The 20779-nt window shown below is 69.0% G+C and carries 17 protein-coding genes and 4 pseudogenes; 11 read left to right on the forward strand and 10 right to left on the reverse strand.

The genetic code is table 11. From position 1 onward, the window contains the following. The first annotated feature begins 82 nt into the window (after window positions 1-82). The 8 genes from ACFVXA_RS24005 to ACFVXA_RS24040 all read left to right on the forward strand — a co-directional run bounded on the left by ACFVXA_RS24005 (window position 83) and on the right by ACFVXA_RS24040 (window position 8091). Window positions 83-595, forward strand: a complete 513-nt coding sequence (locus ACFVXA_RS24005; RefSeq protein ID WP_390026474.1) for an ATP-binding protein — start codon at window positions 83-85, stop codon at window positions 593-595. Further along, window positions 592-1062 carry a hypothetical protein gene (locus ACFVXA_RS24010; protein WP_390026476.1) on the forward strand — a complete coding sequence of 157 codons (471 nt, stop codon included), beginning with the start codon at window positions 592-594 and terminating at the stop codon, window positions 1060-1062. The genes ACFVXA_RS24005 and ACFVXA_RS24010 overlap by 4 nt, the downstream gene beginning before the upstream one ends. Continuing rightward, the gene (locus tag ACFVXA_RS24015; RefSeq protein WP_390026479.1) at window positions 1056-2069 is read left to right on the forward strand and encodes an ATP-binding protein; all 1014 of its coding nucleotides are present in this window, start codon (window positions 1056-1058) and stop codon (window positions 2067-2069) included. Before ACFVXA_RS24010 ends, ACFVXA_RS24015 begins: the two co-directional genes overlap by 7 nt. An 8-nt stretch (window positions 2070-2077) precedes the next feature. Next, window positions 2078-2266 carry a hypothetical protein gene (locus ACFVXA_RS24020; RefSeq protein ID WP_390026481.1) on the forward strand — a complete coding sequence of 63 codons (189 nt, stop codon included), beginning with the start codon at window positions 2078-2080 and terminating at the stop codon, window positions 2264-2266. Further along, a complete protein-coding gene (locus tag ACFVXA_RS24025) occupies window positions 2263-2472 on the forward strand; it encodes a hypothetical protein (protein ID WP_390026483.1) in 210 nt (69 codons plus the stop codon). The genes ACFVXA_RS24020 and ACFVXA_RS24025 overlap by 4 nt, the downstream gene beginning before the upstream one ends. 325 nt (window positions 2473-2797) lie before the next feature. Continuing rightward, entirely contained in the window at window positions 2798-3718 is a 921-nt protein-coding gene (locus tag ACFVXA_RS24030) for a radical SAM protein (RefSeq protein WP_390026485.1), read from the forward strand. Window positions 3719-3727: 9 nt separating this feature from the next. Continuing rightward, the gene (locus ACFVXA_RS24035) at window positions 3728-4867 is read left to right on the forward strand and encodes a protein-L-isoaspartate(D-aspartate) O-methyltransferase (RefSeq protein WP_390026487.1); all 1140 of its coding nucleotides are present in this window, start codon (window positions 3728-3730) and stop codon (window positions 4865-4867) included. A 1196-nt stretch (window positions 4868-6063) separates the two neighbouring features. Beyond that, window positions 6064-8091, forward strand: a complete 2028-nt coding sequence (locus ACFVXA_RS24040; RefSeq protein ID WP_390026489.1) for an SUMF1/EgtB/PvdO family nonheme iron enzyme — start codon at window positions 6064-6066, stop codon at window positions 8089-8091. 130 nt (window positions 8092-8221) lie between these two features. Here ACFVXA_RS24040 and ACFVXA_RS24045 read toward each other — a convergent pair. Further along, window positions 8222-8809: pseudogene (locus ACFVXA_RS24045) on the reverse strand (TIGR03557 family F420-dependent LLM class oxidoreductase); the annotation flags it as partial. Window positions 8810-9059: 250 nt separating this feature from the next. Then, window positions 9060-9512: pseudogene (locus ACFVXA_RS24050) on the reverse strand (SRPBCC family protein); the annotation flags it as partial. Between the two features lie 87 nt (window positions 9513-9599). Between ACFVXA_RS24050 and ACFVXA_RS24055 the strand changes: the two are divergent. Further along, window positions 9600-10742 carry an HAD-IC family P-type ATPase gene (locus tag ACFVXA_RS24055; protein WP_390026491.1) on the forward strand — a complete coding sequence of 381 codons (1143 nt, stop codon included), beginning with the start codon at window positions 9600-9602 and terminating at the stop codon, window positions 10740-10742. A 428-nt stretch (window positions 10743-11170) separates the two neighbouring features. Here the strand turns inward: ACFVXA_RS24055 and ACFVXA_RS24060 are convergent, their stop codons facing one another. Continuing rightward, complete coding sequence (locus ACFVXA_RS24060; protein ID WP_362031331.1) at window positions 11171-11404, reverse strand: DUF6480 family protein; 234 nt, start codon at window positions 11402-11404, stop codon at window positions 11171-11173. Between the two features lie 535 nt (window positions 11405-11939). On the opposite strand from ACFVXA_RS24060, the gene ACFVXA_RS24065 reads away from it, so the two are divergent. Further along, complete coding sequence (locus ACFVXA_RS24065; protein WP_383748240.1) at window positions 11940-12749, forward strand: SDR family oxidoreductase; 810 nt, start codon at window positions 11940-11942, stop codon at window positions 12747-12749. 486 nt (window positions 12750-13235) lie between these two features. Here ACFVXA_RS24065 and ACFVXA_RS24070 read toward each other — a convergent pair whose 3' ends face one another. The 3 genes and pseudogenes from ACFVXA_RS24070 to ACFVXA_RS24080 all read right to left on the reverse strand — a co-directional run bounded on the left by ACFVXA_RS24070 (window position 13236) and on the right by ACFVXA_RS24080 (window position 16506). After that, window positions 13236-13517 (reverse strand): hypothetical protein, encoded by a 282-nt coding sequence (locus ACFVXA_RS24070; RefSeq protein WP_390026494.1) that lies wholly within the window; start codon window positions 13515-13517, stop codon window positions 13236-13238. A gap of 489 nt (window positions 13518-14006) precedes the next feature. Beyond that, window positions 14007-14650: pseudogene (locus tag ACFVXA_RS24075) on the reverse strand (IS5 family transposase); the annotation flags it as partial. A gap of 824 nt (window positions 14651-15474) precedes the next feature. After that, window positions 15475-16506 carry an SDR family oxidoreductase gene (locus ACFVXA_RS24080; protein WP_390026496.1) on the reverse strand — a complete coding sequence of 344 codons (1032 nt, stop codon included), beginning with the start codon at window positions 16504-16506 and terminating at the stop codon, window positions 15475-15477. A gap of 582 nt (window positions 16507-17088) precedes the next feature. On the opposite strand from ACFVXA_RS24080, the pseudogene ACFVXA_RS24085 reads away from it, so the two are divergent. Further along, window positions 17089-17206, forward strand: a pseudogene (locus tag ACFVXA_RS24085) (IS5/IS1182 family transposase); the annotation flags it as partial. Between the two features lie 176 nt (window positions 17207-17382). Here the strand turns inward: ACFVXA_RS24085 and ACFVXA_RS24090 are convergent. The 4 genes from ACFVXA_RS24090 to ACFVXA_RS24105 form a co-directional block, all read right to left on the reverse strand. Continuing rightward, window positions 17383-17520 carry a hypothetical protein gene (locus tag ACFVXA_RS24090; protein ID WP_390026499.1) on the reverse strand — a complete coding sequence of 46 codons (138 nt, stop codon included), beginning with the start codon at window positions 17518-17520 and terminating at the stop codon, window positions 17383-17385. An 89-nt stretch (window positions 17521-17609) separates the two neighbouring features. Beyond that, the gene (locus ACFVXA_RS24095; protein WP_390026501.1) at window positions 17610-18443 is read right to left on the reverse strand and encodes a transposase family protein; all 834 of its coding nucleotides are present in this window, start codon (window positions 18441-18443) and stop codon (window positions 17610-17612) included. A gap of 107 nt (window positions 18444-18550) precedes the next feature. Next, on the reverse strand, window positions 18551-18718 hold the full coding sequence (locus tag ACFVXA_RS24100) for a hypothetical protein (protein ID WP_390026503.1): 168 nt from the start codon (window positions 18716-18718) through the stop codon (window positions 18551-18553). 553 nt (window positions 18719-19271) lie between these two features. Further along, window positions 19272-20531: a pentapeptide repeat-containing protein gene (locus tag ACFVXA_RS24105; RefSeq protein ID WP_390026505.1), complete on the reverse strand. Its 1260-nt coding sequence runs from the start codon at window positions 20529-20531 to the stop codon at window positions 19272-19274. Window positions 20532-20779 lie beyond the last annotated feature (248 nt).

The raw sequence follows: 20779 nt of genomic DNA on the forward strand, positions 1-20779 counted from the left end.
CCATGTGGGGTGGGTGAACGCTGATCGCCAACCTCGCTGAGCGTGCATGACCGAGCACAACCGCGGACCAGGGAGTCCCCCCATGCCCCCCAGAGTTGCCGGATCAACCAGCCTGATGGAGGCGTCCCCGCACCAGCTCGGGGAAACTCCGGACGCCGCCTTCCCGGCCTTCTGCATAGCGTTTGCCTCCGAGCCGTCGTGTGTGAAGGCGGCACGACACATCGCGAAGGCATGGATGCACCGCTGCCGCATGCAGGAGCGTTACGTCGATGAGCTCCTTGTCGTGGTCTCGGAGTTGTGCACCAATGCGATCCTGCACGGTCGGCACGAGTCGGTCTGCTTGCGCGCCCGGATGTCGGCGCAGGGCGGACTGCGCCTTGAGGTCCACGACAAGTCGCCGTCAGCCATCCCCCAGCCCCAGCACGTGGCACCCGGTTCCGAGAGCGGGCGCGGACTGTTCTTGGTCGACGATCTGGTCACGGAACTGGGCGGCGCGTGGGGCTTCGCCGAGGACGGCGCCGTCGCCTGGTGCGAGGTGCCGGCCTCCGCCTTGTTAACCGATCCTGCCGCTTGTGCTTCGGAGAGTGTTCGATGACCGTGCCGGTGCAGCTTCCGACACGCACTCCCGACCGGGGCGTACCCGCCGAGCAAGCCCGCAGGGGCGATCCGACGCTGATGTCCGTGGTTCTCATCAAGCTGCGGGAGTTCGACGGCGACGCCGCCCTCGCGTTGCGCGACGACCTCGTTCGGCTCGCCGAGAGCGTGTGCGCCTGGGACCTCGAACAGCCCGGCTGCATGCCGAAGCCGAGGGTCGTGATCAGCGCGCACGGCGTCCTGCATGAGCAGATCAGCCGCCTGACCCACCACGTCGTGCAGGTCATGGCCGCCACCACGAAGTGCCCGGACGACATCTTCAGCATTGCGAACGCCGCTCTGGGCGAGGCGTACCGCCAACTGCCCGCTCTGGCCGAGGTGAAGACCCCTGAGGCCGCCCAGAGGTTGGCCCGCCTGGTCCCGGCCCTGTATGCCGCCCACGACTGTGTCGCACGGGAGGAATGGTGAGCATCTTCCTGTTACGGCCCGAGCTCCCGGCAGATGCTGCCCCTCTGATGGCGCTGGAGCGGCGTGCGCTCGCGCTGTCCGCGATCGGCCGGCGCACCGCGGAGTTGCGCGCGGAGCTCGGTCTCAAGCGTCTGGGCCCGCTCTGGGAAGGCGTAGCGGAAAAGCTGGGTGTGGACCGGCAGCACGGCCCTTTGCGGCAGGCCGGATTCGTTTTCCGTGCACGCGTGCACGGCATGCTCGACCAGCCTGACCCTGAGGACCCCGGCCCGCTTGCGCCGGACGTCTTCGCTCTCGTTCGCGCCTACGCCCTCGGCAAGACGCAGAAGCAGCACGCGCAGGACTGGGGCGTCCCGATCTGGCAGCTCGATGAGGTCGCCCGCCTGGCCCGCAAGTGCCTGAACGGCGCCTTGACGCAGCCGAACGTCGTCTACCGCGCTCTGCCCCAGTTGCTTCGCGCCATCCAACCGCCCCTACACCCGGGCACCGGTATGCAGGCCGCCGCGCCGTCGGCGCCCCTCCTGCAAAGCCTGTCGACCGAGCTCCCCGGCGACAACAGCGCCCTCTACCTGGCGCGCATCTGGAGCCGGACCAGCGTCACCGCCCTGGGCTGGAAGGGCGACATCCTCAAAGCCACCGAAGTGATCACCCGTCTCGTGGACAACGCGGTACGCCACGGCAAGGCCGACGGCGCGCCCACAGCCCCGCAGATCCTGCTGCGCGCGGCCATCACCGAAGCAGGCGAACTCGTCATCGACGTGAGCGACCTCAACCCGTCCTTCCCTGACTTCTCGGCAGCAGTGCAGGGAGAGCGCGGCCGCGGACTGCAACGGGTCGCCCAGCACAGGGCCCAGCTCACCTGGTTCCTGCACCACTCAGGCCCCGGCAAGACGGTCCGCGCCCAGCTCTTGCCCGAACCCCGGATTCCTGAGCCAGTGCTCCGCCCTGCAAGCGCCGCACACGCCGCGGACTGCCTGGGCAGGCCCACGCCAGCGGAGGCACGCGGATGAAGACAACCATGAGCCCACCCGTCACGCTCGCCATGCCCATCGACGCGCCCCCGCCGGCGCCAGGCTGCGGTGTCTGTACGGCCCTGGCCCAACAGCGGGCCGACGCCATCGCGGCCCAGGACCCCTCTCGTGCGACGGACTGCAACGTCGAGATCCGCAACCACCCCCACCCCAAGCGCCACGGAGGCAGGTCGTGAGCGGCGCCCGGTGGCAGTGGCGCGACTCGGGGAGCGCCTGCGGCCACATGCAGCAGGTCGCCGGCAGCGGCGCGTACCACCGCATCCAGACCGCGTATCGCGCCTACATCGACCACGCCACCACGTGCGATGGCTGCCGGCACGGAGAGGTCCGGTGCGCCAGGGCGGACGACCTGTGGGACGCGTACCGCGCTGCGCGGTCGTAGACCCCCGCCTGTCCCCGTACCCCGTGATCTCTGGGGGCGGGCGGGACCAGGCCCCGGCCGGACCGGAATCCCGGCCGGGGCCGCGCATGCTCAGACCTGCTTGGCCTCAGCGACGCCGCTGTTGAAAGACGCCGCATCGCCAGTACCCGCTGACACCCGCCCGGTAGGCCCCAGCCCTCCACGGGGAGGGCTGGGCCCGTGCCGCCGCTATCGGTGAAGCCCCTGGCGGCCGATCGCCCCGGGCCCTACGTCCGGCTCGGCCGCTCTCCTCCCACGGGGCAGGGCGGCCGGGCACCGTGGCACCACCCGACAGAAGGGCAGGATCGTGACGATCACTCCCGCGGCACCCGCAACACCCACGCGTCTGACATTCCTTGAGCTGGAGATCACCAGCCGCTGTCAGCTCACCTGCTCGTCGCACTGCTACGCCCAGGCCGGACCGACCAAGGGCCACGGCACGATGACCGCCCAGGACTGGCGACGTGTCATCGACGAGGCCGCCGGACTCGGTGTAGAGACTGTGCAGTTCATCGGCGGCGAGCCGACGATGCACCCCGACTTCACCGAACTGGTCGCGCACGCCCTGGCAGCCGGGCTGGGCGTGCAGGTGTTCAGCAACCTGTACCGAGTGCGGCGAGAGAACTGGGAGCTCTTCGCGCACCCGAAGGTGAGCCTAGGGACGTCGTACTACTCCGACGACCCGGCAGAGCACGACGAGATCACCGGCCGGAAGGGATCCCACGACTCCACCCGGGCGAACATCGCCGAAGCGGTGCGCCGCGGCATCCCCGTCAAGGTCGGCATCATCCAGATGCGCGACAGCCAGCGCACCGAAGAGGCCCGCACCGAGATGGAAGCCCTCGGCGTCAAGCGGGTGCACGTCGACCGGGTGCGTGCCGTGGGCAACGCGGCGAGGACGGCGGCCCTGCCCTCTCCATCGGAGCTGTGCGGGCGCTGCGCGCAGGGGAAGGCGGCGATTTTGCCGGACGGCACCGTCGCCCCGTGCGTGCTGGGCCGTTTCCTTTCCGCCGGCGACGTGAAGACGGCCGGACTCGCGGCAGTGCTCGCCGGGCAGCAGTGGGCGCAGGTCGCTGCCAGTATCCCGCGCCGGCACCGGGACGGATGCACGCCCGACGAAGACTCCTGCATGCCCTCCCCCGGCAAGGTGTCGGCCTGCAACCCTGATCAGGACGGGTCGGACTGCAGTCCGGCCGAGACCCCGGCCTGCGAACCGGCATACGAGTAGGAGGCCTCCATGGACTGGCAGACGCACGCCCGACGCCTGGCCGCCGACGTGGTGCGGCCCGAGTCGCGTTGGTACGAACCGCTCGCCACCACACCCCGGCACACGTTCGTGCCCCGCTGGTGGACGCACGGTTCGCAGGCGTGGGAACTGCACGACGGTGCCGCCGACCCCGAGGCATGGATGCAGGCCGCCTACGCGAACCGGACACTCGTGACGCGTCTCGGCCCGGTCCACGCCGACCACGCCGAGCCCGGCGCGATCCTCGCGAGGGGCACCCCGACGTCGTCATCGACGCTGCCGGGCCTGGTGGTCACCATGTACCGGCACGCGATGATCACCGACGACTCACGCGTGCTGGTGACGACCGGCACCGGCTACGGCACCGCGCTGCTGTGCCGACGGCTCGGTGACGAGCAGGTCACGACCGTGGACGTGGATGCGCACCTGGTCAAGGTCGCGGGTGAACGGCTCGGCTCCATCGGGCTGCACCCGCACACGGCCGTCTGCGACATCACCGGTGACCTGCCGGGGCACTACGACCGCATCGTGTCCACCGTGTCCGTACGGTCCATCCCCCTCTCCTGGCTGGCCGCTCTGCAGGCCGGCGGCCGACTCGTCACCACACTCGCCGGAACCGGCCTGATCGTCACCGCAGACAAGACCGAGGACGGCGGAGCCATCGGCCGCATCGAGCCCGACCCGGCGGGGTTCATGCGCACCCGGCACGGCGACGACTACGACGACCGGCCAACAGACCAGGTGTGGCAGACGGCACGGCACGCCGACGGCGACACCGTCACCACCAGCCGCTACCCGCTGCTGTACGTACCGGATTCGTGGGAGGTGATGTCGGCGCTCGAACTCACCATCCCCGGCATCAGCCACCGCACCAGCACCGATGGAGATACGCGCACCGTGTGGTTGCTCCACCCCGACGGTTCGTGGGCCCGCGCGAGCGCGACCGGATTCCTGGACTCGCCCACGGTGCACCAGGGCGGGCCACGGCATCTGTGGGACGAGCTCGAACGCATCCGCCACCGGCTCAACAGAGAAGGGGGCCTGCCGGTGTACGGAGCGCAAGTGCGCATCGACCCGGACGGCACCATGCACCTCACCCGCGGCGGCTGGTCGGCAACCATCACCGCCTGACCGCCCAGGCGAACACGAGGCGTACCAGGCCAGTCGCCAACTGATCACACATCCCCTGGACCCGCCGGTCCGCGCCCCCGTAGCGGATCAGCGGTATGCCCCTGTCCCTGGCCTATCCCCCACCCCTAGGCCGGGACGGGGCACTGCCATGTCCACGGCCGCCCGGCCCTCGTATCGTGCGGCCGTGACCGCCACCAAGGCGTAGCGCTCGAAGTGGTCGACGGTCACGCTCGAGGGCAGCACCCTCCACTATGGCGGCTACGCGCAGACCCGCGCTGTGGACATTGTCCTCTGGGAAGCACAGCAGGCCGCCCAAGCCCTCGGCTGCGAAGTCCGCCCGGTCATCGCCATACACGGCGCCAAGATTCCCGCACCCGCGGCCACCTCGAAACCAGAGGCGTCACCATCGTCGAAGCCAAGCGTTTGCCCGGCCTGCTGCAAAACCTCCGCCCCCAGCCCGAATGGACCACCGACCGCATCACCACCATCGAAGAGCCCCCGAGCGTTCCCTGTACCCGCGAAGATGGGCCCACTGCCGTGCCAGCGTTGGTGACGACCGGGTCTGCTCCCCGCACCCGCGCACCTGGGGTGCGGCAGGCGGCACATCCCAGCCTGCGGCGTGCGCACCGCCCCTCGCGCGCCTTCGGGCCCTCCAACCGCCAGATGTTCGAAACGGCTTTCTCCCGGTGCAGGCTGGTTATTCCTCATCGGCGGTATACATGCCAGGCAGAGGAGGCACAGAGGCGCTGACGGTCACGGACGATCCCCAGTAGGTGCATCCGGTTCGCCACCGCCAGCCGACGAGTTGGAATGGGCTCGCTCGCAGCGCGGTTGACGCCCCTCATAGAGACGGACGCACGCTGCGATCCCGGCTCCGGCCACTGTCACTACTGCGGTTGCGCGGTCGGGGTCGAGCACGTCACCGAGTACGAGTCCGCATGCCACTGCGGTGATACCCACCACGCCGGCAGCCCACGTCGCCCGCTTCTTCCCATTCATCACCTCTGCCGCCTTTCGCTGCTGGTTCGGGCCGGCACGCGCTTGGTCGCGCGGGCACGTTCGCATCAGAAATGGACCATGCAGGAGGGTGTTCCGTCCGTTTTTGGATCAAGCTGGAACGGATCGGCACAGCCGGGCACACTGTCCGCTAGCGTGGAACACGCAGTGACCCGAAAAGCGCAGTGTGTGAGGACCCCGTGGCGGTACCAGAACGTTCTGAGGGCAGCAGTTACGGTGCGGGCTCCGCCGCCGAGCTGTTGGACCGTTTACGCAAGGCTGCGGGGACACCGTCGCTCCGCGAAATCCAGGCTCGCACGGACAAATTGATGAAACGTCACCAGGCGGAAGCCTCCGTACGCCTGCCTCATCCACACGAACAGCCCACGAGAGTGCCTTTTGCCAACCTCAGCCGCCTCTTCAACGGCGAGCCGCTCACCCAATGGACCCAGGTCTACTCGACGTTATGGGCATTGTGCGGTGCACAGCAGCGCCCGCCGCAAGAGCAGGTGGAGGCCCTGTGGCGCTTATGGACTGCACGGAACAACGCCGAAGCCAGTGGCAATGACCGCGATTTGGCCGACTACCGACGGCAAGTCCGCGACGCCTGCGGTGAATTTCTGCGGGAGCCTGCGCTGCCGCTCATGGCCTGGCGGCCTTCCCTCGGATCAACTGACGCTCGGAAGGCCCTGCGCGCATGGCTGGCTTCGAAGCAACGTCTGGGCACAATCGTGGGCGGCGTCGGGTATGGAAAGTCGATGCTTGCCGTGTGGCTGGCACATGAACTGGCCCAGGAGCCGACTGGCCCCATACCTGTGCGCGTGTCCGCGCGCCGAGTGCTGGACGATGCGGGCAAGAGCGGGAGCGTCGACGCTGCGGTCAGTGACGTGGATGCGTCCCTGCTTCGGTTTGCCCATCCGCCGCTCCCTACACAGCTCAGGGAAGGTATCAGCAGTGGGGCCGTCGACGCTGTGGTCTTCCTCGATGACCTGGATGAAGTCGGTTCGCTGACCGCTACGGGCTTCGACTCACCACGCCGTGTGCTCCGCCAGGCATTCACCTCCCTCAAGCAGAACGTCCGCATCGTCGTCTGCTGCCGCGCGGTGGCGCTCAACTACCCCGATTCCAACCCTACAAGCGCACTGCGGACTCTGATGGAGGAGACCGAGTGCGCAGTTCGGCAGGTGATCAGTCCTGACGTCACAGCATCCACGCTGCTAGGGCTCGATGCAGTGGAGCTGGACGAAGCCGAGGCATTTCTACGTCGGCAGGGAGTTTCGGATCAATGGTTCCGCAGTGTCAACTGGCCGCTTCCTATAGAACTCACCCCCCAGTTGGTTCAGTTGCTTGTCACCCTGGGCCGAAACCCCCGAGACAAGGTGCACGAGCTCTCCCTGGACCAGATCTATGAGCAGGTGGCGCTCGCCTGGAAGCGGAGCGTGCCGCTCCTGGAGCGAATGGACCGCCGGGACTGGTCAGCACTGCTGACATATTTGGAACAGCGCTCGGCATTTTTCGCGCGTCCGATGCAAGCCTCTCCGGAGCTGGAGAGGTTCGCCGAACTGGCGGGATTCCTCAGCTCCGATCAGCTGGGCCGCTTGAAATTCACCCACTTCTCATGGCAGGAGTTCTTCCTGGCCAGGTACCTGGCCTCCGACATCCTGGCCAACAGGGCCGCTCTATTGTCACGACTAAACCTTCTGTTCGATTCCAACATCAACCGGTTCCTCGTGCCGCTTCTCATCCGCGGCCGGCGCTACAGAGCTAAGACGAATAGGCAGCAGCTCAGGGTCGTGACGGTGGGCGAGTTCAACGAATTCCTGGCGGACACGCATTGGCGCGGCGGGATCGGTTGGGGCATCCACCCGGTGGAAGAGCGCATCCGCGATCGATGGCGTCCACCTGGAGATATGACCGGGCCACTGAGCTTGGACGGTGGTCCGCCGCGGGATGCCACCGACGACGATCCAGTGACGCATGTCTCCTGGTACGACGCTGAGCGATTCGCGGCCTGGGTCGGTGGCTGTCTACCCCAGGGCGGCAGCGTGCCCGTCCCCGGCGTCCCTGAACAGCCCGTACCTCCTTACGCATGGACCGAGAGCTGGGCCGACGAATCCCTGGCCGAGATGGAACTCAAGCCTCTCGCCCCGAACCTGCCCCCGCGCAAGGCTTCACGGAATCCCGACTTCAGGAGCCCCGGGATCGGCATCGCAGTTGTGATGGCATAAACCGTTCCTAACACAATGCCGTGACTCTGTTGGTGATCTTGACGGGGTGCTACTCGACGGACGGTTCCAAGCTCGACGCGGACACCGCGCCCACGCGCGGGGCCGGGAGGTGTTTGGAAGTGCGCCTGCCGAACGCCTCGACCAGGCCGGAGTCGGGGCTCATGGTGACAAGCCCGTCGCCGATCCGGCCGGCGAGGGCGGCGGCATTCGGCCCGAAACCGAAGAGGTAGACCGGCGGCGCCTCGGGCGGGGTGGTGTAGAGGCGGGCGTTCTCGACTGTGTAGTGCGGGCCGCGGCGTGAGACCAGTCGACCGGTGAACAACTCGCGCGTAATCTCCACGGCCTCCGCAAGCATTTCGACCCGCTCGGCGAACGGCGGCCAGCGGTCCCCGAGCACGTGCTCGTTGAGGGCTCCGCCGGTGTCGACGCCCGGCGTGAAGCGGCCGTTCAGCAGCACGCTGGAGGTGGCGGGCGGCCTGAGCGGTGAGCACGGGGTGCATGCGCACGGTCGGGCAGGTCACCAGCGTGGTGATCGGCAGGTCCACGGTCTGGGGGAGCGCGCCGATCACCGACCAGACCCTGGGCGTCGTTCCAGGGGCGGAAATGGTTGGAAATCGCCAGGCGCGTGAAGCCCGCATCCGCGGCGTGTCCTGGCCTGCTCGAGCAACTGGGCGAGGGTGGATTCCTCGCAGGACAGGAAGTAGCCGAAGGTGGTCACGGCTCCCGGATCCATTCAGGGCGACAGGGACAAGGGACAGTGACAGTGCCGGGGCACCCGCGATTGCGGGTACCCCGGGGCCGGGCGCTGGTCAGCCGTGCCTCATGTCGTCCGGGTCAGTCGGGAGCGAGTCCGGGAAACCCTGCGAGGTGTCCTCGGGACCGACCGGCCCCCCTTCACCGGTCATCCGGGACTCCGGCGTCTCCCCGATCGGGGCGTCGCCGGCGGACGGGCCGGTGTCGGTGCCGACGGGAGTGATCCGGCCACGCCAGCCGCCGCTCTCCTGCCCGCGCTCTTCGATGAAGCCTTTGAACCGCCTCAGGTCGCCCTTCACCTGGCGGTCGAGGACACCGACCATGGCACCCGCCTTCTCCGCAAGGCCATGCGGTTCGAACTCCATGGCCAAGCTGATGCGGGTGTGTGCGTCATCGAGCCTCTGGAACGTGACTAGGCCCATCTGCTCGGCCTCGCCGCCCACAGTGCGCCAGGAGATCCGCTCGTCGGGCAGCTGGTCGACGATCTCGGTGTCGAACTCGCGACGGGCGCCAGCAACCTTCGTTGTCCAGTGGCAGTGCTTGTCGTCAATCTGACGGACTTCCTCTACGCCGTCCATGAAGCGCGGGAACTCCTCGAACTGCGTCCACTGGTTGTACACACGGTGCAGCGGGACATCGACGTCGATGGATTCCTTCACGGTGCTCACGGCATCCTCCTTGCTCCTTGCATCCGAGCAGTCCGGATATTCCGGGTCAAAACGCTCGTTCCCGGGTTGGTGGTCCCTAATCCCGGCTTGTTACCTGGGCACCTGCCGGGTACCCCGTCGAAGCGCGAATTCCTCGGCTTCCTCGCGTTCGCCGACCGGGTGCGCGGCTCCGCCCGCGACGCGGTGAGCCGACTCGCGGACGCCGGAGTGCACATCGTGATGATTACCGGAGACCACCCGGGCACCGCCGAGTCGATGGCGCGCGAACTGGGCGTCCTGGACGGCAGACGGGTGGTGACCGGCGCAGAACTCGACGACTTGGACGACCGCGCCCTCGACGAGCTGCTCCCAGAGGTCGGTGTCGTCGCCCGCGGCACCCCCGTGCACAAGGTCCGCGTGGTGCAGGCGTTCCAACGCCTGGGCCGCACGGTCGCCATGACCGGCGACGGCGCCAACGACGCGCCCGCCATCCGGCTCGCGGACCTAGGGATCGCGTTCGGTACGCGGGCCACGCCGGCCGCGCGCGCGGCGGCCGACCTCGTCGTCACGGACGACCGGCTGGAGACAGTGCTCGCCGCGCTCGTGGAGGGCCGGGCGATGTGGGCCTCCGTGCGGCAGGCCCTGGCGATCCTCGTCGGTGGCAATCTCGGCGAGATCGCCTTCACCCTTCTCGGTGCGGCCGCCACCGGGACCTCTCCTTTGACGGCTCGCCAGCTCCTGCTGGTCAATCTCTTCACCGACCTCGCCCCGGCCATGGCCGTCGCCCTGCGCCCGCCGCATCCCGAGGCTGCCGAACGCATGCTCCACGAGGGACCCGAGGTCTCGCTCGGCACGGCCCTGACCCAGGAGATGGTGTGCCGCGCCGTGGCCACCACCGTCGGCGCCACGCTCGACTGGCTCACCGCCCGGTTCACCGGCCGCGCCGCCCGCGCCCGCACCGTCGCCCTGGTCGCGCTCGTGGGCGCACAGCTCGGCCAGACCCTCGTGGCCGGCGGCCGCAGCAGGTCGATCGCCATCTCCTCCCTCGGCTCCATGGCCGCGCTGGCAGCCGTCGTTCAGACGCCGCTCGTCAGCCAGTTCTTCGGCTGCACACCCCTCGGCCCCATCACCTGGGGCATCGCCCTGTCTGCCGCGGCCGCCGCGACGGCGAGCTCGCTTTTCCTTCCGCCGCTGATCGCTCGTGTCCACGCCGCAGCGCCCGAACGGCGACCGGCCGCCTCCCCGTCGTAGCCGATGGCCAGCGACAGTCGGACGCCATGGAAGATCACGGTGATTCCCCCGTTCCCCCTTTCCGGGGCCTCGGGTAGCTGCGCGTTGAGCGAGTTGTCCTGCAGGTGGGCCCGAAAGTAGGGCAGGCACGAACGAGGACTGCCGACGTTCAGGCACGCGCGAAGGAGAGGACCGGTCATCGCCACCGCGCCGCTGAGGGTCTTGGCTGCGCTTCCCCCCGGCCCGCGTCGGTTTACGCCGCCACAAGGCAGCGCCGGAGCAGGTTTGGGCCACTGTTCGGTGACGGGCCGGTTCACCCCGCTCGACGGCGAGCGAATTCGGTCCCGCAAGGCGGGATCTCTGCTACCCGGCCACGCAACGGACCGCCCGGGACGTGGCACCACGAGCCCGAGCCGTAGTCCGCCCCCGCGCTGATCTCGGGCCATGCCTCACAGCAGTAGAACGAGGGCATAGGCGAGGAAGAACGCCGCGACCAGCACGGCGAGGATGATGATCAGAGCCAGAGGCGCTTTCGCCCATCCCTTCGTCGGGTTGTGGGTCTCGCGGGGCCCCGCGCCCGGCATGCTGCTCTCCGCGGGTGGGGTCTCTCCCGGCGGCACGCTCCCGCCGGGTTCCAGTCCTGTAGTGCGCTGAGGGTCCGGATCCGGATTCGAAGAGGTCATGTTGGACGGGTCCCCAGGTCACCACAAGACTCACCTTCACACGACGACGGATACGCGAGCGAAGCATCGGGCAGTGGCTCTGACGGCGATCAGGCGCCGGGGCACGGTCGCTCTCGCGTCGGCTGCAGGCATCCTGCCGACGGCGGGATTGATGTGTGCCCGTGGGGAGACTCGTAGACCGTCAGCTCCCGAACCGGAGGGAGGGGGATGAGCACCCCGCCCACTGACCCGACCCCGCCCGGCCCACTCCCGCGCCGAAGCCCCTCGCTATCTTCTTCGCGGTCCTGCGAGAGGACCGCTGGCCTCGGCGCCCGGCACGGCTGTTCCCCCCTGTCGAATGCATGACCTGGAGGGTGGTGCTACCGGGCCCCTGCACCGGAAACCGACCCGGTCACCTCCCCCGCCGGAGCCGGATCCGATTCCGCCGACACCCCGGCCGAGCCCGTATTCATCGCCCGGACTCGCTTCCCGTGAGGGCGACCGCCGCCGCCTCCCGCGCCCGTCGAATGACCTACGCCGTCAAGGAGGTTTCCCCATGACCGCCCCCGTTGCGTCCAGTACCCAAGTGGCCGTCATCACCGGTGCGGACTCCGGCATCGGCCGGGCCACCGCCGTCCGCCTCGCCGAGGTCGGCATGGACATCGGCATCACCTGGCACAGCGATCAGGAGGGCGCCGAGAGGACGGCTGAGGAAGTGGGCAGTCACGGCCGCCGTGCGGCCGTCGCCCGGATGGACCTGAGCCAACTGCCCGATGCCGCGAGCGTGATCGACGAACTCGCCGACCGGCTCGGCCGGATCGACGTCCTGATCAACAACGCTGGCACGGGCACCGCGACACCCTTTCTCGAACTGAAGCTCGAAAATGTGCAACACGTCCTCGACGTCGACCTCATCGGGCCCTTCCTCTGCGGACAGCACGCCGCACGCCGCATGATCCGACAGGGCGACGGCGGCCGCATCGTCAACGTGACCTCCGTGCACGAGCATCAGCCGCGCGTGGGCGCCGCCCCCTACTGTGCCGCCAAGGGGGGTCTGGGTCTCCTCACTCAGGTGATGGCTCTCGAACTCGCGGAGCATGGCATCACCGTCAACTCCGTGGCCCCCGGAGAGATCGCAACGCCCATGACCGGTCAGGAGGACACGGACGTGCACAGTGAGCGCCGCCCGGGCATCCCGCTCGGCCGGCCCGGCGACGCCCGCGAGATCGCCGCCGTCATCGCGTTCCTCGCCGGCCCCGATGCCTCGTACGTGACCGGCTCCTCGTGGGTGGCGGACGGTGGCATGATCCGAATGGGCCCCCAGGCCGGATCTCACCTTCACAGCGATGACTGGCGGCGTCCCTGAGACACTCGCCCCGACATCGAATCCGCGCCCGCGTCGGCTCCGTACGAAGTGAGGGTTCGGCCAGCGAGCACGAGGTGCGGGGTGCGGCCGATCGGCCGGGCGTGAGACGTGTCCCCACGCCTCGAGCCACCGGTGGGCCGCTTCCTTGTCGGCAACCGCGACGCGCGTCGGTCCGCCGGAGGGCCTTCCTCTCCGTTGAAGGCGGTGTCGGTGACGCGGGCCGTGACCCAGTACGCCAGTTGCCGGACCGCGTCGCGCGGCAGCCGCCCCTGCTGCCACTCCGGTTCGGTGTCCTGCGCCGTGTTGGGCTCGTTTCTGCCGACCAAGCCGGTACCAACCGTTTGGGTGGGTTGGCCCGGCCGCAACGCGGGTGTGTCGGCTCAAGAGAGCCGTTCATCGACGGCGACGAACTCGGTCGAACACCTCTTGGAAAGACCGGGGAGCCCGATGACCGCGGGCGGATGAACGTGCCAGAGGTCCGGTGCGTCACCCCATGTGGGACTTGACGTGGTCAATGACCTCGCTGAACTCCCTGGACGGCGAGAAATCCACGTACTCACAGTCCTCGACCGCTTCCGGTGCGTGGCCGGGCGCCCAGTAGAAAGCCTGTCCGGCCTCGTAGATTTCGTCGCCGGTCTTGGTTCGCATCCTCAGCCGGCCCTTGAGCAGGTATCCCCAGTGAGGGCACTGGCACAGATCATCGGGCAGCCCCACAAGAGCGGGTGCCAGGTTCGCGCCCTGAGGAAGCCGCACGAACGCGGTGGTCATATTTCCCCCAACCTCCTGTGTGCGCAGTTCGACGCCATTGCCTTCGATCGCAACGGGAGTGTCGCTCCGCCTCGTCGCTGTCATGACTCCTCCGCGACCGGCCGTTCGTCCAGGGATCCGGGAAACCAAACTCGCCAACGCTTCTAGTGTGATGCCAGTAACTGTGGTGCGCGACACGCGGACGTCCGGGTGCGACCGCCTCCTCCCGCGTGCCCCGGACTCGCACCGGATACCGGGGCGGCCCGTCTCACCGGGGGCGGCGCAACCGTGGGCTTCCAGACGACGGTGTGGGCTGCGCAGGACGCTGATCAGAGCGGTGGCGCTGGGGAGCTGAACGGAGCCAGTGGACCCCGTGTGAACCTCGCCCCCGCGCCGGGCCGGAGGCCGGTAGGCTGTATCCCTTCCGCTCCTGGCGGGACGGGGCGGCCGAGGTGGGTTGCCCGAGCGGCCTAAGACGATGTCCTATGTGGTGAGGCGGACGAGTCGTTATTAGCAGCAGATCGCTGCGGCGAGGCCGAGAAATGCCAGGTAGTTGCGGGGGTGGCGCTCGTATGGAGGGCTGAGTCGGTGGTAGCCGGACGGCCAGGACGTGGTCCGCTCGATCACCCATCTGCGGCGTCCCAATCGTTCGCTGGACTCGATGCCCTTGCAGGCGATGCGCACGCCGATGCGCTTGCCCCGTAACCATTTTCGCAGGTGGGGAATGTCGTAGGCCTTGTCGGCATGCAGGCGCTGCGGCTTGAAGCAGCGGCCGTTGTGGGGGTCGTGTCTCGTTTGGTGACCGGCCACCACCGGCTTCAGGCCTTCGCTGTCGTGGGTGTTGGCGGCGGAGAGGCCGACGGCCAGGGGCAGTCCGTTCGCGTCCGACAGGAAGTGCATCTTGGAACCCGGCTTACCTCGGTCCACGGGGCTCGGACCTGTGTGTTCGCCCCCCTTTTTTAGCCCTGACGTGGGCGGAGTCGAGGACGACGCGGGAGACGTCGATGAGGCCGGCGTCGTCGAGTTGGTGCAGGACCGCTTCGTGCAGCCGGCCCCAGACCCCGGCCCGCGACCAGATCAGGAATCGGCGGTGGGCCGGCGACTTCCGATATCCCGAAGCAGGGCGGCAGGGCCCGCCAGGCGCAGCCGCTCACGCCGCACTGACACGCCCGGCTTCTCGCCAAGAGGCGGCGGTGGCACGGGATCCACCCGAAACGATCTCGACCCCGGACGGCCTGGGTGCCCCAGGATCGAGGTAAATCCTCCGGTGTCGCGGCGCGCTGCCGGTGCCGCGCCGTCGTGCGAGCGCTGCTACGCGGGGGCTTCAGCAGCCGCGCAGCCGATCGGGCGATGCCGACAGGTTGGCGGACATGGCCGTCCGGTACGGTGCGACGGCCCCCGCCGGGACGGCGTCGCGAGGACGAGAGGCGTTCCTGGACGCGCACCACCGGTGTACGTGGGCTTCGGCAACATGGCCGCACGCCCCGAAGGACATCGCCCAGGTGGCCCATTGAAGCGAGCCGCCCGCATGGCCGCCGCGTACTCCTCGCCCGCGGCTGGGCGGGCCTGGCCCCCATCGACGCCGCCGACGGCTGCCTCGTCGGCGGCGAGGTCAACCAGCAGGCACTGTTCCGCCGGGTGGCCGCCGTGGTGCACCGGCGGCGCGGCCACCACGACGACGACGGCGACCCGGACCGGCGCGCCTCAGGTGGTACCCCACATCGCGGACCAGCCCGTACGGGGCCGCCCGAGTGGCCGAGCTGGGCATCGACTCGGCTCACGACGGCCCGACGCCGACTTCGACGACTCCCTGTCCGCCGCACTCACAACGGTCCTGACGCCTGAGACCCGCGCACGAGCGGGGGCCGTGGCCGGCACGATCCGCACCGGCGGGGCGACGGTCGCCGCGAAACTGCTACTCGACGCAGCCTGCCAGGAAATACAGCACCCGCCTCCAGGATCATTCTGTTGGGCGTTCTCAGCCCACGGCTCGTCCTCTGAGCGGGGCGGTGTTTGTTCCCGCGCCTCGGCGCACCCCGGCCAGCATCTCCTCCAAGGCCTCGACGGCTGTGTGCCTGGGCACCCAGTCCAGGTCGGAGTGTGCTCGTGCGCAGTCCATCAACGGGAGCCGCAGGACGGCGTCGAACAACTGCGGCGACGCGGGTACGAGGTGAAGCCCCCAGGCGGCGGCCAGTCCCGACCGCGCCACCGGGCTCGGAACGCGCACGGTACGGGAGTGGAAGAGGTCGGCGAGCACCTCGGTGTCCAGCGGCGGATCGGCGGCGAGGTTGAAGGGACCGCGCACGTCGCCGAGTGCTGCCAGGCGGTATGCCTGCGCGGCGTCGTCCGTGTGGAGCGCCTGGAAGCGCAGCCCCGGGATGTCCGGCAGGACCGGCAACAGCTCCGGCCGCAGCAACGAGCCCGGCAGCAGCCGTCCTCCGAAGATGCGGCGCTGTTCGCTGGCGGACTCCCACTTGAAGCTGAACGCCGGCCGCATCCGTACCAGCCGAACCTCGGGATGTTCCCGCTCGAAGGTGTCCAGGACGCGTTCCAGGTACGCCTTCTCCCGGGTATACGCGGCCTCGGGCCACCCGTGGGTGGGCCACGACTCGTCGACGACCCGGTCGTCCGGACCCGGGGAGTAGGCGCCTACGGAGGAGGCGTGGACCAGCGCCGGAACCCCGGCTTTCACCACGGCGTCGAAGACCCGCAGGCTGCCGAGTACGTTGGTGCGCCACGTGACCGCCGGGGCGTGGGTGGGCTGGAACTTCCAGGCGAGGTGCACAACGGCGTCCGCGCCACGGAACAGTTCGACCAGTTCGGTGCCGGGGTCTTCGGCCAAGTCCACGGCCTGCCATGTGGTTCCTGGCGGTGACCAGTCCGGAATCCTCCGCGCCAGACCCAGCACGACCACGACCGCGGGGTCCTCGCTCAGCAGGCGCACCACGCTGCTACCCACGTTGCCGGTGGCTCCGGTGACGACGATCCTCTTTCTGGATGAGTCGGTCATGTCGAAAGTCCTCTCGTGCGCCCTTTCCCCTGGGCGTCCCTGTCAGGGCAGGGGGCTGTAGTCCTGGCAGCCCGGCCAGCGCAGGGCGAGCAGCGCGAGCGAGGTGAGCGGAGGCTGCCGATCCAGACGCCCTCCAGGCAGCGCCGTGGGCGTGCCTTCTCCTCGGCGCCCAGGTCCACGTATGCCTTGTCGCACCGCCAGAACCACATGGCGCGCGGCGGGGACGGCGCCGGTCAGTCCTCGCCCCTGACGATGTTCCACTGGGGGCCAGACCGGTCCTGCCGGGCAGCTCGGTCGGCCGTCGCCGCAACACAGGTGCGTACGCCGCTCCCGCGCCGCCGACGCCCTTCCGCCCAGCCCGTCTCCGGCCGACGCGTAGTGATATGCCTGCTGACGTCCGCGGTCACTGCCTTCATCTTCCTTCTGCGATTTCATTCTTCGTGCGGCCCCGTTCGAGACCGGCTCTGCGTCTGTTGCCGTCTCGGCCACCGGAATCGAGTCCCCCTCACCAGCAGCGAGAAACACGGACGCGGTATCGCGGGTGGGAACGTGAAGATACTCATGCACGCCTGACGAAAGTCCGAGTACCTGCCGGGGGACCTGGGTTTCGGCTCGGGCATGACCTGCTGGCGGCGCCTGGCCGTTTGGAACGAAGCCGGTGTCCGGGACCAGTTGCATGCGGTGCTGTTGAAGGAACTGCGGTCGAAGAACCAGCTGGAATGGTCGCGGGCGGTGATCGGCTGCTCCCGCGTGCGGCCCGCCGGGGCCCAAAATGCGTGACACCTCTTGCAGCTCGGAAGCCTGGTTGTCGGGGCCGGACACGACGCGAGGCCGCCACCTTGGTGGTGGCGGGCTCGTCGGGGGCGACGGCTCCGGTCAGGGTCCGGCGATCAGCCAGAGGATGAGGACGGAGTCGAGGTCTTGGCTGTAGCGGTAGACCACGGAGATCCCGCGTCCGTCGGTGACCTCGGGCCGTAGCTCGACAACGTACGACTCCGATTGAGATCGTTTCATCCTGAATTCGCAGGTCGCGGTACTGGTGTGAGGCCGTGACGGGGTGCTCGTGCAGGCCGGAGGCGTGATCGTCTTGGGGTGATCGTTCGTCACCGTCGGACTTCGGAGTTCGCCAGGACGAGCAGGGCCCGCAGCAGGGTGGTGACGTGACGGGCGTTCATGCGGACCTTGGTCAGGATGCGCCAGGTCTTCAGGTTCGCGAAGCCGTGCTCAACAGCGGCGCGTTCGCGGCTGACCAGTCGGTTCGCCTCCTTCTCGGCGTTGGTGAGGCGGCGGGAGCGCGTCGCCTTGCGGCGGGTGGTGATCCCGGGGTGGTCGTCGGGGTCGTCGTCCAGGCCGACGAAGCCGAGGTCGGCAAGGGCACCGAGGCCGGCCTCGCGCAGATGCACGGTGATGTGGTCGTAGCGGGCGGCGGTGATCTCGCTGGCCCGGCCGGGGCGGGCGGAGGAGATCCAGATCAGGTTGCCCTTCTCATCGGTGAGAACAAGGAAGAGCAGGCCGTGGGCCTTGTGTTTCCCGCTGTAGTTCTTGCGGTTGGCCGCCCCGGTGCGGCGGCGGGTGCGGACCAGGGTGCCGTCCAGGAGAACCACCGTGCCACCCCGCTTGGCGATCTTCTTCAGGGCGCGGTCCAGACGCGGGGCCTTCGCGGCCAGCAGGTCGAGTACTTCCAGGACCCAGCGGCGGACGGTGGCGGCCGAGACGTCGTTGCCGCCGGCCATGTCGGCCAGGCGCTGATCGTGGCGCAGGACGGCGAGCACGACGATCGCCTGGGTGCCGAGGGCGGCCTTCCGCCAGCGCGTGCCCAGCTGCTTGCGGCGCCGTCGTATCAGTCCGGCGACGAGATCGACGGTCCGCTTCGACACGGGAAGCCGTACCTGGTAGACAACACCGGGAGAGCCCCCGGCGGGCGGCTGCTTCTTCACACAGGCGCCAACTCCTGCCGGGGGCCCTCATGTTACGGCTGGAACCGGCTGCTCTGCCCGACGTTGTTGTGGTCAGCGCGGCAGATAGCGTCCGGAGCCGTTCCGGGTCAGCCAGCCCCGGTCGGACAGCTTGCGCAACTGGCCGCGGACCGGCTCGACCTTTGCTGGGGTGTTTCCCGGCCCAGCGCGAGCGCGACGTCCTTGGCCATCACCGGCCCCGACGCCTTCACGACGATCTCCATGATCCGCCGGTACTCCGGCGTCAGCACCTCCACCCCCGTGCCCTCCTCACGGTCGGGGACCAACCGCATCCCGGCCGCCCCCGGGCGTCACCACTACTCGCTCCGGCTCCGGCTCCGGCTCCGGCTCCGGCTCCGGCTCCGGCTCCGGCTCCACGATGCCCGACGGTCGCCGTCCCCCGTCCGTCGCCTCGGCCCACTGCCCGAACACCACCTCGGCCGCCTCCAGCCGGACCAGCTCGGCGTCGATCTCCGGTCGGGGAGTGCCGGACGGGCCTCGCGGGCCGCGATCAGGGCGGCCTGGGCCGCCTGGAGCGCGGCCAGCCGCGCCTCCCAGCGGGCCTCCAGAGTGCGGGCGACCAATGACGGAGGCCGGGCTGACCACCGGCACCGGCCGCCGCTACGGCGTGGCGGCGGTCAAGTGGGCCGGCCACTGTCGGCGTACACATGAACGTCCCCCGCTTACGTAACGACGAGTATGGCTAGCCTGCGAGGCTGAAGAACCGCCTCATGGCCTTCGATGGGCGCCCTGACGTTCGCCCGTACGCACCTGGGGAATTGGCCCGTACTCCGGCAGTGACGCCCTGGCTTATGGCAACCATGTCGGTGGCAGGGTCAGCCCTGGCGCCAGTGACTCTCCAGACGAAGGCACCAGTCCGTGAGGCGCCTCACCGTGCGCATGCTCAAAGCTCACCAGGCTGCCGAAGAATGCCGCGTCGTTGAAGTTGACCTCGCTGCCGGAGAATGTTGCGTCGTCGAAGGAGATGGATCCGTCGGAGAACGCCGCGGCGTCGAAGGAGACCGTGCCGTCGGAGAACCTCGCGCCGGCGAAGGAGACCGTGCTGCCGCCGAACCTCGCGCGGGTGAAGGTGACCTCGCTGCCCGAAAACGTCGCGCCGCCGAAGCCCAAGCCGCCGTTGTCGATCGTGCCGCGGACGTATCTGGAGCCACCTAGGAGCTCCGCGTGGCTGAAGGAGATCCTGCCGCCGGAGAACTTCGCGTGACTGAACGAGACCGGGCTGCTGGAGAACGTCGCGGCGTTGAACGTGACCACGCTGCCGGAGAACGTCGCGGCGTTGAAGGTGACCTCACTGCCGGAGAACACGGCGCTGTCGAGGGAGACCGTGCCGCCGGAGAAGACCGCACCGTCGAAGGAGACCGTGCCGCCGGAGAACCTCCCGCCGTCGAGGGAGACCGTGCCGCCGGAGAAGATCGCACCGTCGAAGGAGACCGTGCCGCCGGAGAACTTCGCGGCGTCGAAGTTGCCGCCGTCGAAGACGGCGTTGGTGAAGTCCAGGTCGTGTCCCTGCCAGGAGTGTGCATGGTCCGTGGGGAGGCGGAGATGATCGCGGATGAGACGGATGATCGTGTGCCGGACCTCCCGCAAGGCCAGGTAGGCGTGTCGGGCGGCCGCGTCTTCGGGCGGGAGGTTCGCCTCGGCGGTGTAGGGCAGGCGAAGGTAGGCGCACATGACGTCGATGCACGTCTGGCGGAGTGCTCGGGTGGGGGCGTCGTCAGCGAGGTGGGCCAGGGCGTGGACGCCGCCCAGGCGGACTGCTGGGGAGTCGTCGCCGAGTTGGGAGACGGCGGTGGTGAACCGCTCGGTGTGCAGCCGGGTGGCCTCCCTGAGTGCGGCGTCCTCGTCGACGCGCTGCCGACGGTAGGCCACGATCAGGGCCACCAGGGCGCCGGCTCCGGCCACCACCCCGAATGACAGCTTCACCATGTCGAACAGGGTCTGTGAGGTGAGCTTCGCTTCGGGTTTGAGGCCCTGGGCGCCGAGGAGGACCCAGACGATGAAGAACACGGCACCGGCAACGGCGATCGCACCAGCGAATGTCGTGGGCAAGACGACCCATACGTGCCATAGGCGCAAGCCGCGCTGTTCGTCTTGGCGCCGACGGTGAGGGAGCTGAGGGCTCATACACATCAGGACCACTCACGCCCCGCGCTGGTTGCGGGCGGTGTCCCGGCATCAGCGCCGCTGGGCGTCCGCATGAACGCCCGTCACGTCACCACCCTGCTGCGGGCCCTGCTCGTCCTGGCGAACTCCGAAGTCCGACGGTGACGAACGATCACCCCAAGACGATCACGCCT

The sequence above is a fragment of the Streptomyces sp. NPDC058246 genome, from assembly GCF_042881985.1.
In the GTDB taxonomy this organism is placed as follows: Bacteria; Actinomycetota; Actinomycetes; order Streptomycetales; family Streptomycetaceae; genus Streptomyces.